We start from the raw sequence: 17,154 nt of genomic DNA, 5'->3' as shown, positions 1-17,154 counted from the left end.
GCAATTTTTCGTAGGCCGGGTAAGGCGAAAGCCGCCACCCGGCAGACAGATGAGTACGATAACGAAAACAGGTTTGTATCACCCGGAAGCCCTCTGAAAAGAGGGCTTCATCGTGCTGGCCAGGTGCAATCTTCAGGAATTGCCCGGCGGCGCTGCGCTTGCGCGGGCCTACAGATATCTGCGTAGCTGTTTGATATTGCAATTTTTCGTAGGCCGGGTAAGGCGAAAGCCGCCACCCGGCAGACATATGAGTACGATAACGAAAACAGGTTTGTCATCACCCGGAAGCCCTCTGAAAACGAGGGCTTTTTTTATGTCCACACGGTTACAGCCTGACACAATTCTTCATAATTAGATTGATAATAGAAATCATTATCTTTATCATTTCTGACCATTACGGATGAAGCCACTCCCCCCGTCTCTGCCATGTGTACAGACTGACATCGGGCGACCAGCCACATCGACGAGAAAACAGCGCGAGTCTACCGCCGACAGAGCGGCAGGCCGCCAGCGCGTGTGAGCAGCACCTTTTTGTTTGTTTGGTTGTACACCTCATGGAGATTTGGAATGTTCAGGTTAAACCCTTTTATCCGGGCGGGATTGTCTGCGTCCGTCGTATCGTTGGCGTTTCCGGCCCTGGCCGATGTGAATGAAGAAACGCTGGTGGTGACCGCCTCGGCCACTGAACAGAGCGTCAAAGACGCGCCGGCGAGCATCAGCGTCATCACCCAGCAGGATTTGCAGCGCAAGCCGGTGCAGAACCTGAAAGACGTACTGCGCGATGTGCCCGGGGTCCAGCTCACCAACGAAGGGGATAACCGCAAGGGCGTCAGCATTCGCGGTCTGAGCAGCAGCTATACCCTGATCCTTGTCGACGGGAAACGCGTCAACTCCCGGAACGCCGTCTTCCGCCACAATGACTTCGACCTGAACTGGATCCCGGTGGATGCCATCGAACGTATCGAGGTGGTGCGCGGCCCGATGTCCTCCCTGTACGGCTCCGATGCGCTCGGCGGCGTGGTCAACATTATTACCAAAAAAATCGGCCAGAAATGGACCGGGACGCTGAGCGCCGATACCACCATTCAGGAACACCGCGACCGCGGCGATACCTGGAACGGCCAGTTCTTCACCAGCGGCCCGCTGATCGACGGCGTGCTCGGGATGAAGGCCTACGGCAGCCTGGCGAAGCGCGCCAAGGACGATCCGCAGTCTTCCAGCAATGCCACCGGCGAAACGCCGCGCATCGAGGGCTTCACCAGCCGCGATGGCAATGTTGAATTCGCCTGGACGCCGAACGACAACCACGATTTCACCGCGGGCTATGGCTTTGACCGCCAGGATCGCGACTCCGATTCCCTTGACCGCAACCGCCTTGAGCGTGAGAACTACTCTCTGAGCCATAACGGACGCTGGGAGATGGGCAATAGCGAGCTCAAGTTCTACGGCGAAAAGGTGGATAACAAAAATCCGGGGCAGAACGGCACCATCACCTCGGAAAGCAATGCCATCGACGGCAAGTATGTCCTGCCGCTGGACATGATTAACCAGCTGGTGACCTTCGGCGGCGAATGGCGCCACGACAAGCTGAAAGATCCGGTCAACCTGAGCAGCGGCGGCCAGTCGACCTCCGCCAGCCAGTACGCCCTGTTTATTGAAGACGAATGGCGCATCATCGAGCCGCTGGCGCTGACCACCGGCATTCGTATGGACGACCATCAGACCTATGGCGATCACTGGAGCCCGCGCGCCTATCTGGTGTATAACGCCACCGATACCGTCACCGTCAAAGGCGGCTGGGCGACGGCGTTTAAAGCCCCGTCGCTGCTGCAGCTTAACCCCGACTGGACCACCAACTCCTGCCGCGGCTCGTGCAGCATCATCGGTAACCCGGATCTGAAGCCGGAAACCAGCGAAAGCTTCGAGCTTGGTCTCTACTATCGTGGGGAAGAGGGCTGGCTGCAGGATGTTGAAGGCAGCATCACCACCTTCCAGAACAATGTCGACGATATGATTGATGTTCTGCGCACCTCCAGCGCCAGCGAAGCGCCGGGCTACCCGAACTTTGTCGGCTGGAAAACCGTCAACGGTAAGCGCGTGCCGATCTTCCGCTATTTCAACGTCAACAAAGCGCGCATCAAAGGGGTGGAGACCGAGGTGAAGATCCCGTTCGGCGATGAGTGGAAGCTGACGGTGAACTACACCTACAACGATGGTCGCGATCTGAGCAACGGCGGCGATAAACCGCTGCAGACGCTGCCGTTCCATACCGCCAACGGCACGCTTGACTGGAAACCGCTGGACGACTGGTCCTTCTACGTGACGGCCAACTATACCGGCCAGCAGCGCGCGGTGAGCGCCACCGGCAAAACGCCGGGCGGCTATACCCTGTTTGACGTCGGCGCGGCGTGGCAGGTCACCAAAAATGTGAAACTGCGCTCCGGGGTGCAGAACGTGGGCGATAAAGATCTCAACCGGGACGACTACAGCTATACCGAAGAGGGCCGTCGCTACTTTATGGCCGTGGATTATCGCTTCTGATCGTTGGCGCTTAACGATGGCCTGCGCCGCGACGTGGAGTCACGGCGCAGGTTGCGTTTAGTTAAAGAGATGCTGCGCGTGGAAACGCAGATGGTCTTCGATAAACGAGGCAATAAAGTAGTAGCTATGATCGTAACCGGGCTGGATGCGCAGCGTTAACGGCCAGGCCTTCTGTCGCGCGACCTCCGCCAGCACCGCGGGCTGCAGCTGTCCGGCGAGGAACGGATCGTTATCGCCCTGATCGATAAGCGTCGGCACCGCGTCCGCCGGCTGGCTGGCCTGCATCAGGGCGCAGCTGTCCCAGGCGCGCCATGTCGATTCATCGGCGCCGAGATAGGCGGTAAACGCTTTCTTGCCCCACGGCACCTGGGAGGGATTGACGATTGGCGCGAAGGCGGAGACGCTGGCGTAGCGGCCGGGATTGGTGAGCGCCATGATAAGCGCGCCGTGACCGCCCATCGAGTGGCCGCTGATGGCGCAGCGTTCGCCGACGGTAAACTCGCTGCGGATAAGCGCGGGCAGTTCGTCGCGCAGGTAATCGTACATCCGGTAGTGCGCCGACCACGGCGCCTCGGTGGCGTTCAGGTAGAAGCCAGCGCCTTGCCCCAGATCGTAACCGTCATCGTTGGCCACCTCGTCACCGCGCGGGCTGGTATCCGGCATCACCAGCGCGATGCCCAGCGCGGCGGCAATGCGCTGAGCGCCCGCCTTGGTGGTAAAGTTTTCATCGTTACAGGTCAGCCCGGACAGCCAGTACAGCACCGGCGGCGGCGTTTCACGCTCAGGCGGTAAAAAAATGCTGAACGTCATGGCGCAGTTCAGGACAGGGGAGTGATGACGCCAGCGTTGTTGCCGGCCGTCAAAACAGCGATGCTCTTCAAGCAGTTCCATGCAAGGCTCCTCGGAAGGGATGTGCGCGTAAACGTTCATAATACAGATATTTCATTAGCCGGTGAGCAACTTTCACTTTCTCCTTTTGAGAACTTACTGCATCATTAATGCAACTTATAGCCAACATGCCGGTGTAGCGATGGCGCTTATGGATGCGTACAGCGGTTGGATCATTCCGGATTCGGCGATAGGGATTTGGCGTCGCGCCTGAGGCGTGGCTTCGCGCCTTAATAAAAGGCAGCGCCAATTTCAATAATTATCGTTACGGCTACTGGATTCTGTGCGCCACCTCACGCACAATGAATACAAACTTTGCCCCCAGAAAAAGCAAAGAGCGCCACACCTGCAGGAGAAACCCAAATGTCATCACTGAGTAAAGAAGCCGTCCTCGTTCATGAAGCGCTGGTCGCTCGTGGGCTGGAGACGCCGATGCGTGCGCCAGTACAAGAAATTGATAACGAAACACGCAAGCGTTTGATTACCGGTCATATGACCGAGATTATGCAACTGCTGAATCTGGATCTGAGTGATGACAGTCTGATGGAGACCCCGCATCGCATCGCCAAAATGTATGTCGATGAGATCTTCTCCGGACTGGATTACTCCCGTTTCCCGAAAATCACCGTCATTGAAAACAAAATGAAGGTCGATGAAATGGTCACCGTGCGCGATATCACCCTGACCAGCACCTGCGAACACCACTTTGTCACCATCGATGGTAAAGCGACGGTAGCCTATATCCCGAAAGATTCGGTGATCGGCCTGTCGAAAATCAACCGCATCGTGCAGTTCTTCGCCCAGCGCCCGCAGGTCCAGGAGCGTCTCACGCAGCAGATCCTGATCGCGCTGCAGACGCTGCTCGGCACCAGCAACGTGGCGGTATCCATTGACGCGGTGCATTACTGCGTGAAAGCGCGCGGCATCCGCGACGCGACCAGCGCCACTACCACCACCTCCCTCGGTGGCCTGTTCAAATCCAGCCAGAATACCCGCCAGGAATTCCTGCGCGCAGTACGTCACCACAACTAAAACGGAGCAGGGTACATGGAGAGAAATGTCACGCTGGACTTTGTCCGCGGCGTCGCCATCCTCGGTATCCTGCTTCTCAATATCAGCGCCTTCGGCTTGCCGAAGGCCGCTTACCTCAATCCGGCCTGGTCAGGAAACGCGACCCTCAGCGACGCCTGGACCTGGGCGATCCTTGACCTGCTGGCGCAGGTGAAGTTTCTTACCCTGTTCGCGCTGCTGTTTGGCGCCGGTCTGCAGCTCCTGCTCCCCCGCGGCAAACGCTGGATCCAGTCGCGGCTGACCCTGCTGGCGCTGCTTGGTTTCATTCACGGTCTCTTCTTCTGGGATGGCGATATTCTGCTGGCCTACGCCCTGGTGGGGCTGGTGAGCTGGCGCATGGTGCGCGAGGCGCAGCATGTTAAATCGCTGTTTAACACCGGGGTGGTGCTCTACCTCACCGGCATTGCGGTGCTGGTCCTGCTGGGGATTATCTCGGGGACGGCCGCGAATCGCTCCTGGGTACCGGACGCAGCCAATCTGCAGTATGAGCAGTACTGGAAGCTGCACGGCGGCATGGAGGCGGTCAGCAACCGGGCGGATATGCTGTCGGACAATCTGTTGGCGCTCGGCGCGCAGTATGGCTGGCAGCTGGCGGGGATGATGCTGATAGGCGCGGCGCTGATGCGCAGCGGCTGGCTGAAAGGGCAGTTCAGCCAGCGTCACTATCGGCGCACCGGTGCGCTGCTGGTGCTAGCCGGGATGGCGGTGAATGTGCCGGCTATTGTCGCCCAATGGTATCTGGCCTGGGACTATCGCTGGTGCGCGTTTTTACTGCAGGCGCCGCGTGAACTGAGCGCTCCGCTGCAGGCTATCGGCTATGCCTCGCTGGCCTGGGGCTACTGGCCGCAGCTCTGCCGTTTCCGCCTGGTGGGGGCTATCGCCTGCGTCGGACGCATGGCGCTGAGCAACTACCTGCTGCAGACCCTGATCTGCACCACCCTGTTTTATCATCTCGGGCTGTTTATGCGCTTCGATCGTCTGCAGCTGCTGGCCTTTGTTCCCCCCATCTGGGCCGTCAACCTCCTCGTGTCATCACTCTGGCTACGCCGCTTCCGCCAGGGGCCGGTGGAATGGCTGTGGCGTCAGTTAACCCTGCGTGCGTCAGGGACATCATTGAAAGACACATCCAGATAACGATCTCGATCACAATCATTAACAAAACGGATGTAAACGTTTCCAGCCGTGTGACCTCACTCACGTAGCGGACCGCGGGTCGCTGCCAGAATAGCCTCCTTGCTGAGCACAGGAGGTGAATGTGACGTGCTGTAATTCTCTTAAGGTCGCTGAGTATGATCACCATTCGTGATGTCGCCCGCCAGGCGGGCGTATCCGTGGCCACCGTGTCGCGGGTGCTGAACAATAGCGCGCTGGTGAGTCCGGATACGCGCGACGTGGTGATGAAAGCGGTGACCCAGCTGGGCTACCGGCCCAACGCCAACGCCCAGGCGCTGGCCACCCAGGTCAGCGATACCATCGGCGTGGTGGTGATGGACGTCTCCGATGCCTTCTTCGGCGCGCTGGTGAAAGCGGTGGATACCGTCGCCCAGCAGCATCATAAGTATGTGCTGATCGGCAACAGCTATCACGAGGCGGAAAAAGAGCGCCATGCCATCGAGGTGCTGATCCGCCAGCGCTGCTCGGCGCTGATCGTCCATTCTAAAGCGCTCAGCGATGCTGAACTGAGCGACTTTATGCAACATATCCCGGGGATGGTGCTGATCAACCGCATCGTGCCGGGCTTTGCCCATCGCTGCGTCGGCCTCGACAACGTTAGCGGCGCGCTGATGGCTACCCGCATGCTGCTCAATCACGGCCACCAGCGCATCGGTTATCTCTCCTCCAATCACGGCATTGAAGACGACGATATGCGCCGGGAAGGGTGGAGCAAAGCGCTGCAGGAGCAGGGCATCATCGCCCCGGACAGCTGGGTCGGCTCCGGCTCCCCGGACATGCAGGGCGGCGAAGCGGCGATGGTCGAACTGCTGGGGCGGAATCTCGGCCTCACTGCGGTGTTCGCCTATAACGACAGCATGGCGGCCGGCGCGCTGACCACGCTGAAGGACAACGGCATTGTCGTGCCGCAGCATCTATCGCTGATTGGCTTTGATGATATTCCTATTTCCCGTTACACCGATCCTCAGCTGACCACCGTGCGCTATCCGGTAATGTCGATGGCGAAGCTGGCCACCGAGCTGGCGCTGCTGGGGGCGGCCGGCAAGCTGGATCGCGAGGCGACGCACTGCTTTATGCCCACCCTGGTGCGCCGTCACTCCGTTGCCCAGCGGCAAACTGTGGGGCCGATCACTAACTGAAGCGGCAGCGGGATGTAACCGCTTTCAATTTGTGAGTAAATTCACAGTATATTAACATTCACCTGATTATGATGGCAGCGTTTACCAGTCTGAACCGCGAGGTGATGGGAAATCCTCACTTTCTTCAGTAGGAACAAGGCGTTAAACGAGTATTAGAGTCGTATTTTTCTGGAGCGTTACCCGACACGGAAGACCGAATTTTCGTCGTGAAATGCGTTGTGCGGTAACACTAATGCAACAAATCCCGCCCGCACTTTTTCACAAAAATGACCCTGCATAATAAAACCGGAGATTCCATGAATAAGAAGGTGTTTACCCTCTCTGCTGTAATGGCTGGTCTGTTATTTGGCGCCGCAGCACACGCAGCAGATACCCGTATCGGCGTGACGATTTATAAATATGACGACAACTTTATGTCGGTGGTGCGTAAGGCGATTGAAAAAGATGGCAAATCCGCGCCTGACGTCCAGCTGCTGATGAATGACTCGCAGAACGACCAGTCGAAACAAAACGATCAGATTGACGTGCTGCTGGCGAAAGGCGTGAAAGCCCTGGCGATCAACCTGGTTGACCCGGCTGCGGCGGGAACGGTCATCGAAAAAGCGCGCGGGCAGAACATTCCGGTGGTGTTCTTCAACAAAGAGCCTTCCCGTAAAGCGCTGGATAGCTATGACAAAGCTTATTACGTCGGTACCGACTCGAAAGAGTCCGGGATTATTCAGGGCGATCTGATCGCCAAGCACTGGAAAGCCAACCCGAACTGGGATCTGAATAAAGACGGCCAGATCCAGTACGTCCTGCTGAAAGGCGAGCCGGGCCATCCGGATGCGGAAGCGCGTACCACCTACGTTATCAAAGAGCTGAATGATAAAGGCCTGAAGACCCAGCAGCTGCAGATGGACACCGCCATGTGGGATACCGCCCAGGCGAAAGACAAAATGGACGCCTGGCTCTCCGGCCCGAATGCGAACAAGATTGAAGTGGTGATCGCTAACAACGACGCTATGGCGATGGGCGCGGTTGAAGCGCTGAAAGCGCACAACAAGAGCAGCATTCCGGTGTTCGGCGTGGATGCGCTGCCGGAAGCCCTGGCGCTGGTGAAATCCGGCGCGATGGCCGGTACCGTGCTGAATGATGCTAACAACCAGGCGAAAGCGACCTTCGATCTGGCGAAAAACCTGGCCGACGGAAAAGACGCTGCGGCAGGCACCAACTGGAAAATTGACAACAAGATTGTTCGCGTCCCCTATGTGGGCGTCGATAAAGACAACCTGAGCCAGTTTACCGGCAAATAATCGTGATGTGAGTTGCGGGCGTGGGTTATCCACGCCCGATTATTCCTGATACAGAACCAGACTCCTGCTGGCGTTATTGCGCCGGACGGGGCGTGCATGAACGCAGCCAGGTATAACTATGGTCAGCAATAATAGCGAACGGTCAGGCGAATATTTGTTGGAGATGAGCAACATCAACAAATCGTTTCCTGGCGTCAAGGCTCTTGATAATGTCAACCTGAAGGTTCGTCCGCACTCCATTCATGCGTTAATGGGTGAGAACGGCGCCGGTAAATCGACATTATTAAAATGCCTTTTTGGGATCTATCAAAAAGATTCCGGCAGCATTCTTTTTCAGGGAAAAGAGATCGATTTCCATTCGGCGAAAGAAGCCCTGGAAAACGGTATTTCGATGGTACATCAGGAATTAAACCTGGTCTTACAGCGTTCGGTCATGGACAACATGTGGCTCGGGCGTTATCCCACTAAAGGTATGTTTGTCGATCAGGACAAAATGTACCGGGACACCAAGGCCATATTTGATGAGCTGGATATTGATATCGACCCGCGCGCCCGCGTCGGTACCTTATCGGTATCCCAGATGCAGATGATTGAGATCGCCAAGGCGTTTTCCTATGACGCCAAAATCGTCATCATGGACGAGCCGACGTCCTCGCTGACGGAAAAAGAGGTCAACCATCTGTTTAAGATCATCCGCAAGCTGAAAGATCGCGGCTGCGGTATCGTCTATATCTCGCACAAAATGGAAGAGATTTTCCAGCTGTGCGATGAAATTACCATCCTTCGCGACGGCCAGTGGATCGCCACCCAGCCGCTGGAAGGGCTGGATATGGACAAGATCATCGCCATGATGGTCGGGCGTTCGCTCAACCAGCGCTTTCCGGATCGCGAAAACACCCCGGGAGAAGTGATCCTCCAGGTGCGCAATCTTACCTCCCTGCGCCAGCCGTCCATTCGCGATGTCTCCTTCGATCTGCATAAGGGCGAAATTCTCGGTATCGCCGGTCTGGTGGGCGCGAAGCGGACCGACATCGTGGAGACCCTGTTCGGGATCCGTGAGAAGGCCAGCGGCACCATCACCCTGCACGGGAAGAAGATCAACAACCACAGCGCCAATGAGGCGATTAACCACGGTTTTGCGCTGGTGACCGAGGAGCGGCGCTCCACCGGGATTTACGCCTATCTGGATATCGGTTTTAACTCGCTGATCTCCAATATTAAGAAATATAAAAACAGCGTCGGCTTGCTGGATAACTCGCGGATGAAGAGCGATACCCAATGGGTCATTGACTCTATGCGCGTTAAAACCCCCGGCCAGCATACGCAGATTGGTTCGCTTTCCGGTGGTAACCAGCAAAAGGTCATTATTGGCCGCTGGCTGCTGACCCAGCCGGAGATCCTGATGCTGGACGAGCCGACGCGCGGTATCGACGTCGGCGCCAAATTCGAGATCTATCAGCTGATTGCCGAGCTGGCTAAAAAAGATAAAGGGATCATTATTATTTCCTCCGAAATGCCGGAACTGCTGGGGATTACCGACCGCATTCTGGTGATGAGCAACGGCCTGGTCGCGGGCATTGTTGAGACTAAAACCACCACGCAAAACGAAATACTGCGTCTTGCGTCATTGCACCTTTAAGATCAGGGGCTTCACATGAGTGCGTTAAATAAAAAGAGTTTTCTCACTTACCTGAAAGAGGGTGGGATATATGTCGTCCTTCTGGTCCTGTTGGCCATTATTATTTTCCAGGATCCGACATTTTTAAGTCTGCTCAACCTGAGTAATATTCTGACCCAGTCCTCGGTGCGTATTATTATTGCCCTCGGGGTGGCCGGACTGATCGTCACGCAGGGCACCGACCTCTCCGCCGGCCGTCAGGTGGGACTGGCGGCGGTGATTGCCGCGACCATGCTGCAGGCGGTGGATAATGCCAACAAGGTGTTCCCGGATATGGCGACTATGCCGATCCCGCTGGTCATCCTGCTGGTATGCGCCATCGGGGCGGTCATCGGCCTGATTAACGGGATCGTCATTGCTTATCTGAACGTGACGCCGTTTATTACCACCCTTGGGACCATGATCATCGTCTACGGCATTAACTCGCTGTACTACGACTTCGTGGGCGCGTCGCCGATCTCCGGCTTCGACAGCCATTTCTCCCATTTCGCGCAGGGGTTTGTGGCGCTGGGCTCGTTCCGCCTGTCCTACATCACCTTCTACGCGCTGATTGCCGTCTTCTTTGTCTGGATCCTGTGGAACAAGACGCGCTTTGGTAAAAACATCTTCGCTATCGGCGGTAACCCGGAAGCGGCGAAGGTCTCCGGGGTCAACGTAGCGTTGAACCTGCTGATGATTTACGCCCTCTCCGGCGTGTTCTACGCCTTCGGCGGCCTGCTGGAAGCCGGTCGTATCGGCTCGGCGACCAATAACCTCGGCTTTATGTACGAACTGGACGCCATCGCCGCCTGCGTGGTGGGCGGCGTATCGTTCAGCGGCGGGGTAGGGACCGTATTCGGCGTGGTGACCGGGGTGATTATCTTCACCGTGATCAACTACGGCCTGACCTATATCGGCGTTAACCCTTACTGGCAGTACATCATTAAGGGGGCGATCATTATCTTCGCCGTGGCGCTGGATTCCCTGAAATACGCCCGTAAGAAGTAATTTTTGCCTGAGTAAAAACCCGCGCCTGGCGCGGGTTTTTTTATATCTGAAACGGATGCGTTGATGGAGGCTACTTTTCTTTCTGCAGCTCCAGTAGCTGCTCCGGGGTGACCGCCGGGTAGGACTGGGCGTCATCCGGCACGTCGTGCTGCTGCGCCGGAATCGGAATTAAAGGACCGAGGAAGCGCGGTTCCCGTTTGAAGATGTAGAGGTCCGCCAGCGCGCCGAAGCGGGCGCCGAATTCGCGCAGCCGCACGCTCCACATATCCTTCGGCGACGGCACCGCGTAGCACTGAGCCTGGATCCCCATATGCAGGGCGATAAACAGCGCCCGTTCGCAGTGGAAGCGTTGGGTGATGATAATGAAGTCGTTGGTGTCGAACACTTTGCGGGTGCGGACGATCGAGTCGAGCGTGCGGAAACCGGCATAGTCCAGCACGATATCCGCCGGATCGACACCGCCTTTAATCAGGTCCCGGCGCATAGTCATCGGTTCATTGTAGCTTTGCAGGGCGTTATCCCCGCTCAGCAGCAGATAGTTGACCTTGCCGCTGTTGTAGGCGTTGAGCGCGCCCTGGATGCGGTAGCGGTAATACTGATTGATCACCCCGGTGCGGTAGTATTTAGCGGTGCCCAGCACCACGCCGACCTGGCGGTAGGGGAGGTCCTGCAGCTCGTCATAGATATAGGGCGCGGTTTTCCAGCTCATCCAGCGGTCAAGACCCAGCACGGTCAACAGCAGCAGGCCGAGCAGGACTAACAGGCTGTAGAACACACGCTTTAACATGAACTTGGCTCAATAATAGACAACGGAGTCTTCAGGCTACTTTACCCGCCGGGTAAGCGCAAGAAACCCGCGTTTAATTGCGGGGATTTTCAGCAATATGAGCCGATCGCCGATCCCAGACCGGGCAAGGCGTAGCCGCAACCTGTTCTCCGGCCCTTCGGGAACGTCTCAGCGACTTTGAGGCCGTCAGGTCGGCAGTTTCAGCAGCCATCGCGATCTTCAGCTCGCAATGGCGCGAACGGTAGGTCGGGTAAGCGGAGCGCCACCCGACAACATAACGGCATAAAAGGTCGGCCGGATTAGACGAAACCGTCATCCGGCCATCTGCTCAGGCGCGCAGGCTGATTAACCTAACAGCACGCGCTCGATATTGTGGCAGCCCAGCGCCTTCAGGGTGGCGACGGTGGCGTCCCACTGAATCAGCGCCGCATCGGCTTTCTCCGCCAGGATCGCCCGTTGGATGTCCGGATAATCATAGCCGTTGAGGCTGAGGAGATTCAGCGCCCCCTGCAGCGGCGGCAGCGTCGGGTTGAACGCCGCGTTTTCCGCATAGCTGCCGCTGAAAAGGGTGCCATCTTTCAGCTCCAGCGCTACGCCGGAAGGCGAGTGGCTGTACGGCGCGTGGCAGCGGTTAGCGGCCTCAATCGCCGCCTGGGACAGGGCATCGCCGCTGACCGGGAAGCCGTGGTTCTGGTGGTCCATCAGCAGGGTTTTGATCTCCAGGTCTTTCGGGCCGAAGGCATCCGGCAGATAGTGCTGCAGCGCATGGGCTTCGCGACCGGGCAGATGAATGCGCAGCGCCAGTCCGCTGTTCAGTTCGTTCATAAACTGACGGCAATGGCCGCACGGCGTGTAGTTCACCGTGATAGCGCGCAGGGAGGTTTCACCGCGCAGCCAGGCGTGGCTGATGGCGCTCTGCTCCGCATGGACGGTCTGCTGCATGGTGGCGCCGAGAAACTCCATGTTGCCGCCAAAGTACCAGCGGCCGCTGACGCCGCGGGCGATAGCCCCGACGTTAAAGTGGGAAAGGTCGGCGCGCGCGCAGGCGGCGGCCAGCGGCAGTAGCGCAAAGGCCAGCGCGTCTTCGTCCAGACCTGTCGCCTGTTGCAGCGTCGCCACCTGATCGGCTTCGAGCAGCGCCGGGAAGTGCGGGTCGGCGAGCATCGGGGCGATGGCCGCCTGCAGGTCTGCTGCCAGAGTCGTCAAAGCAGCTTGAAAACGTGAGTGCATAGCGTTGCCTCATAACAGTGTAATGGGAAACCAGTGTACGGGCGTCAAGGGGTTTCAAATGTGATTTACGTCTCATTGCTAATGCAACTTTTCATTGTTGCATTGATAAATGTGATTTGAATCACATTTCATCCCACTACCGCAAGGATCAGCGGGAATAAAAACGGCGCCATCAACGAAGTGATGATCCCGCACAGCACCAGCGCCAGCGAGCTGAACGCCCCTTCCTGATAGTCCAGTTCCGCACAGCGCGCGGTACCGAGGGCGTGCGAGGCGGTGCCCATCGACAGGCCGCGCGACGCTTTAGTGCGAATACGCATCAGGTTGAGCAGGGTATGGCCGAATACCGCGCCAAGGATGCCGACAAAAATCACGCACACGGCGCTGATGGCCGGGATGCCGCCGATACTGCCGCTTACCGCCATGGCAATCGGCGTGGTCACCGATTTGGGCAGAACAGAGGCGGCGATCTGCGGTGTGGCGCCCATCAGCAGGGCCACGGTGGTGCCAGTGATCATCGCCACGCAGCTGCCGATAAAGCAGATGGTGATGATCGATTTCCAGCGCGCGCGGATCTGGTGCAGCTGTTCATACAGCGGGAAAGCCAGCGCGACCACCGCCGGCTGCAGCAGATCGTTCAGGATCTTGCTGCCGGCAAAGTAACGCTCATAGGAGATCCCGGTCAGCAGCAGAAACGGGATTATCACTACCATCGCCACCAGCAGCGGGTTGAGTAGCGGGAACTTAAAGCGGGCCGCCAGTTTGCGGGCGAGGAAAAAGACGATCAGGGTTAGCGGCAGCGACCACCAGATTTCATGCATCATTTTTCTTTTCCTTTTGCCCAATCACTTTGCGTTCGCCATGCACCAGGTGAGAGCTCCAGCTCACCACCACAAACACCACCAGCGTGCTGATGGCGCAGGAGATGACGACCGGCCCCAACTGGGCGCGCAGCAGATCCCAGTACTGCATCACGCCGACGCCGATCGGCACGAACAGCAGCGCCATATAGCGGATCAGGATATTGCAGCCGGGGTTGACCCACTGCGGCGGCATAATTTGCAGCGCCAGCAGCACGAAGAGGATCAGCATGCCGATGATGCTGCCGGGGATGGTGATGGGCAGCAGCCCGGCGATAAATATTCCGGCGTATAAGCAGGCGTAAATCAGGACGAAAGCCCGCAGGTAGTGCCAGATAATAGTCAGCGATTTACTCATGGTAATAACCCTTGATGAAGTGCATTCATCATACAATTAATCCCTAAAATGTGCTACCGATCACATCATGAATTCTATGCATAGCGCTGATAGCGTACGGGAACAATAGCCTCTCCCGGCAGGACCTGACAGCTCGCAGCTTTGGGTATATCGGGTCCCACGCTACCTTTTTGGAAGAGAAGCGGCAAATGAAGGCGGTATGAGACGCCGCAGACTCCTGTAAAGCATAGAGATTATCTCCTCGCTTTGCCGCATTCGCCGAATGGGGAATGGCGTACGGCAGGCGGGACGCATTGAGCACTTTCAACCAACGCCCGGAGGCGCTACCATAGCGCCTCTTTTTTTTCCGGGTAACGATATGCGTGTACTACTGGCGCCGATGGAAGGCGTGCTCGATTCGCTGGTGCGCGAGCTGCTGACCGAAGTGAACGATTACGATCTGTGCATCACCGAGTTTCTGCGGGTGGTGGATCAACTGCTGCCGGTTAAATCGTTCTACAGGCTGTGCCCGGAACTGCATCATCAAAGCCGCACCCCGTCCGGTACCCGCGTGCGCGTCCAGCTGCTGGGGCAATATCCCGAGTGGCTGGCGGAAAACGCCGCCCGCGCGGTGGCGCTGGGCTCGTGGGGCGTCGATTTAAACTGCGGCTGTCCGTCGAAACTGGTGAACGGCAGCGGCGGCGGGGCGACGCTGCTGAAAGACCCGGAGCTTATCTATCGCGGCGCGAAGGCGATGCGCGAGGCGGTGCCCGGTCATCTGCCGGTGACGGTGAAAGTTCGTCTCGGCTGGGACAGCGGCGAACGGCGCTTTGAAATCGCCGACGCGGTGCAGCAGGCGGGGGCCAGCGAGCTGGTGGTCCACGGCCGCACTAAAGAAGATGGCTACAAAGCGGAGCGCATCAACTGGCAGGCCATCGGCGAGATCCGCCGGCGCCTGACCATTCCGGTAGTCGCCAACGGCGAAATCTGGGACTGGCAAAGCGCTCAGGACTGTATGGCCGTCACCGGCTGCGATTCGGTGATGATTGGCCGCGGGGCGCTCAACGTACCGAACCTCAGCCGGGTGATCAAATACAACGAACCGCGCATGCCGTGGCCGCAGGTGGTTCAGCTGTTGCAAAAATATACCCGTCTGGAAAAGCAGGGCGATACCGGCCTGTATCATGTGGCGAGAATTAAGCAGTGGCTGGGCTATTTACGCAAGGAATATACCGAGGCGCTGACGCTGTTTAATGAAATTCGCGCCCTGCAAACCTCTGCTGAAATAGCGGCGGCGATCGCCCGCTATTAAGCGCCATATTGTTATTCGCTTCACATATTATTACTTGTCTGCCTATTGATGATAGGCATGAGTGAAATAAAGTGATACTGTGCGGTCAATCAATTCAGGATTGCTACTGAACGCAGGCAAAACCTAAGCACTTCCGTCATTCGTGGCGGCAAGTGCTTAGGTTTTTTTTTGGCCAAAATTTAACGGTGGGTAAATGATGACGTAAAACAAGAGATTGTCATTCATCTTTTCTCTGGCGCGGTCGCGGTTTTATTACCGAAGGAGGCCCCTGCCATTCATTTTTTAAAAAAGAAAACAGGTAAATAAATAGCCTGGGGATCCCCTTTGTTTTTATTCAGTCACGGTGGAGATCACAATGTATAACAAAAAAATAAATCAGCTTTTTATCGGCGCGGCGCTGGCGGCGATGGCGCCCGTCGTGAACGCGGCGCAAACCCCGGCGTGGAACGGCAGCGTGCTGGGGTTTGAAGCCGGACAGCCAGGGCTGCTGGGCGATATGCTGGGTATTCGTCCAATCCTTGAAGAGAACGGCTTTCATTATAATCTCGGCTATCTTAACGAGATGGCCTACAACGCCGGCGGCGGTTATAACCACGATAAACATCTGGCCTATATTGACCAGGTGTCGTTGACCTTTACCCAGGATCTTGAGCGCTGGACCGGCATACCGGACGCCCGTCTCGAGGGCAACATCGTCAACCGCAACCACGATGATAACCTCACCACGAAACGGCTGCAGGATCCGCGGGTCAGCTTCAACGATCTGTCGCAGGAGAGCTGGGGCGGCGGGTCGATCACCCGTCTCGGCTGGCTGACCTTCGCCCGCAGCTTTGACGACCGTCGCCTGACCTGGCGCATCGGCATGATGAACAAGGTGCAAACCTTCGACCAGATCATTCCCTGCGATTTCCAGTTGCTGACCCAGTGCGGCGGCAAATCGGCCAACTCGCTGACCTGGAATAACTGGAACATCCACACCTGGGGCACCACCCTGGAGTACAAGCTGACGCCGACGGTGACCCTCAAAGGCGGGGTGATGGAGCAAAACCCGCAGGCCGCCTCGCGCAGCCATGCCTGGAGCTGGTCGACGAAGGGCAGCAAAGGCATTTTACTGCCGATGGAGATCGAAACCCGTCCGCTGATGAATGGCCTGCCGGGAGCCTATAACCTCGGCGTGGTCTGGACTAACGCGCCGCAAAGCGACCTCTACAGCGGCAAATCCGGCGGCGCCGGGGCGACGGACCCGCAGGGCTACGCCGAGCACGACAGCACCTGGTTTATGTACGCCGGCCTGAACCAGCAGATTACCCGCCACGCCGACGATCCGCTGCGGGGAATGAGCGTCTCGCTGAGCGGCAGCCTCAGCGACCAGCGCAGCAACTATATCCACTCCGCCGTCGCCGCCTCGATGCGTTACCGCGGGCTGTTTGACGCCCGTCCGGAGGACTGGATCGGCTTCGGCCTGACGTGGATCGACATGAGCAGCCACTACGCGCGCAATCAGCGCTATATGAACCAGCTCAGCGGCGCCGCCGACTATAACGATCCGGCCTGGCAGCCGGTGGCCGGCCACTCGCTGAACGGCGAACTCTATTATCGCTTCCGCCCGGTCTCCTGGCTGGAGCTGCAGCCGGGCCTGCAGTACTGGCACCGTCCGGGCGGCATTGCGCAGACCCAGGACGCGTGGGTGGTGGAGTGGAAAACCGTCGTCACCTTCTGATAGTCGCGATCTTAATCACGTTTTTTCACTTGTCAGGTTGAGCACGCAGCAGAAGTTGTTACAGTGCTGGCGTTGGATTGCAACTGCTGCGGCAGGCAAAACCTGATTACCTGGCGTTTCGTCGGGGGTCAGGTTT

Annotated in this window: 15 protein-coding genes; 9 read left to right on the top strand and 6 right to left on the bottom strand. The window is 57.6% G+C overall.

Annotated elements, in window-relative coordinates; all coding sequences use genetic code 11:
- Positions 1-247: hypothetical protein (locus tag QLG03_RS19090; protein ID WP_282473664.1), on the bottom strand; the 247-nt coding region annotated here is incomplete at its 3' end.
- Positions 248-567: 320 nt separating this feature from the next.
- Here QLG03_RS19090 and cirA point away from each other — a divergent pair.
- Positions 568-2,541, top strand: a complete 1,974-nt coding sequence (gene cirA, locus QLG03_RS19085; protein WP_023290446.1) for a catecholate siderophore receptor CirA — start codon at positions 568-570, stop codon at positions 2,539-2,541.
- A 57-nt stretch (positions 2,542-2,598) separates the two neighbouring features.
- Here cirA and fghA read toward each other — a convergent pair whose 3' ends face one another.
- Complete coding sequence (gene fghA, locus QLG03_RS19080) at positions 2,599-3,432, bottom strand: S-formylglutathione hydrolase (protein ID WP_072413739.1); 834 nt, start codon at positions 3,430-3,432, stop codon at positions 2,599-2,601.
- Positions 3,433-3,792: 360 nt separating this feature from the next.
- Between fghA and folE the strand changes: the two genes are divergently transcribed.
- From folE to mglC, 6 genes are all read left to right on the top strand, one after another.
- Positions 3,793-4,461, top strand: coding sequence for a GTP cyclohydrolase I FolE (gene folE, locus QLG03_RS19075; RefSeq protein WP_023290444.1), 669 nt, complete (start codon positions 3,793-3,795; stop codon positions 4,459-4,461).
- Between the two features lie 15 nt (positions 4,462-4,476).
- Entirely contained in the window at positions 4,477-5,634 is a 1,158-nt protein-coding gene (gene yeiB, locus QLG03_RS19070) for a DUF418 domain-containing protein YeiB (RefSeq protein WP_023290443.1), read from the top strand.
- 155 nt (positions 5,635-5,789) lie between these two features.
- Positions 5,790-6,812, top strand: coding sequence for an HTH-type transcriptional regulator GalS (galS, locus tag QLG03_RS19065; RefSeq protein ID WP_023290442.1), 1,023 nt, complete (start codon positions 5,790-5,792; stop codon positions 6,810-6,812).
- 296 nt (positions 6,813-7,108) lie between these two features.
- Positions 7,109-8,107: a galactose/glucose ABC transporter substrate-binding protein MglB gene (mglB, locus tag QLG03_RS19060; protein ID WP_023290441.1), complete on the top strand. Its 999-nt coding sequence runs from the start codon at positions 7,109-7,111 to the stop codon at positions 8,105-8,107.
- 118 nt (positions 8,108-8,225) lie between these two features.
- A complete protein-coding gene (mglA, locus tag QLG03_RS19055; protein WP_002912876.1) occupies positions 8,226-9,746 on the top strand; it encodes a galactose/methyl galactoside ABC transporter ATP-binding protein MglA in 1,521 nt (506 codons plus the stop codon).
- A gap of 15 nt (positions 9,747-9,761) precedes the next feature.
- Positions 9,762-10,772: a galactose/methyl galactoside ABC transporter permease MglC gene (gene mglC, locus QLG03_RS19050; RefSeq protein ID WP_002912871.1), complete on the top strand. Its 1,011-nt coding sequence runs from the start codon at positions 9,762-9,764 to the stop codon at positions 10,770-10,772.
- A 70-nt stretch (positions 10,773-10,842) separates the two neighbouring features.
- On the opposite strand, the gene sanA is transcribed toward mglC, so the two are convergent.
- From sanA to QLG03_RS19030, 4 genes are all read right to left on the bottom strand, one after another.
- Positions 10,843-11,559: an outer membrane permeability protein SanA gene (gene sanA, locus QLG03_RS19045; protein ID WP_004201624.1), complete on the bottom strand. Its 717-nt coding sequence runs from the start codon at positions 11,557-11,559 to the stop codon at positions 10,843-10,845.
- A 345-nt stretch (positions 11,560-11,904) separates the two neighbouring features.
- Positions 11,905-12,789 (bottom strand): cytidine deaminase, encoded by an 885-nt coding sequence (cdd, locus tag QLG03_RS19040; protein ID WP_053810132.1) that lies wholly within the window; start codon positions 12,787-12,789, stop codon positions 11,905-11,907.
- A gap of 128 nt (positions 12,790-12,917) precedes the next feature.
- Complete coding sequence (locus QLG03_RS19035) at positions 12,918-13,613, bottom strand: CidB/LrgB family autolysis modulator (RefSeq protein WP_004201621.1); 696 nt, start codon at positions 13,611-13,613, stop codon at positions 12,918-12,920.
- Positions 13,603-14,007, bottom strand: coding sequence for a CidA/LrgA family protein (locus tag QLG03_RS19030; RefSeq protein WP_023290438.1), 405 nt, complete (start codon positions 14,005-14,007; stop codon positions 13,603-13,605). The genes QLG03_RS19035 and QLG03_RS19030 overlap by 11 nt, the downstream gene beginning before the upstream one ends.
- Before the next feature lie 358 nt (positions 14,008-14,365).
- On the opposite strand from QLG03_RS19030, the gene dusC reads away from it, so the two are divergent.
- A complete protein-coding gene (gene dusC, locus QLG03_RS19025; RefSeq protein ID WP_023290437.1) occupies positions 14,366-15,298 on the top strand; it encodes a tRNA dihydrouridine(16) synthase DusC in 933 nt (310 codons plus the stop codon).
- Between the two features lie 355 nt (positions 15,299-15,653).
- The gene (locus QLG03_RS19020; protein ID WP_255989063.1) at positions 15,654-17,018 is read left to right on the top strand and encodes a carbohydrate porin; all 1,365 of its coding nucleotides are present in this window, start codon (positions 15,654-15,656) and stop codon (positions 17,016-17,018) included.
- Positions 17,019-17,154: the final 136 nt, after the last annotated feature.

Origin of the sequence: Klebsiella sp. V115_8 (genome assembly GCF_029967715.1) — a bacterium.
Classification (GTDB): Bacteria; Pseudomonadota; Gammaproteobacteria; order Enterobacterales; family Enterobacteriaceae; genus Klebsiella; species Klebsiella quasipneumoniae.
Note: the sequence above shows the minus strand (reverse complement) of the source record. Positions and strands in the feature narration are given on the sequence as shown.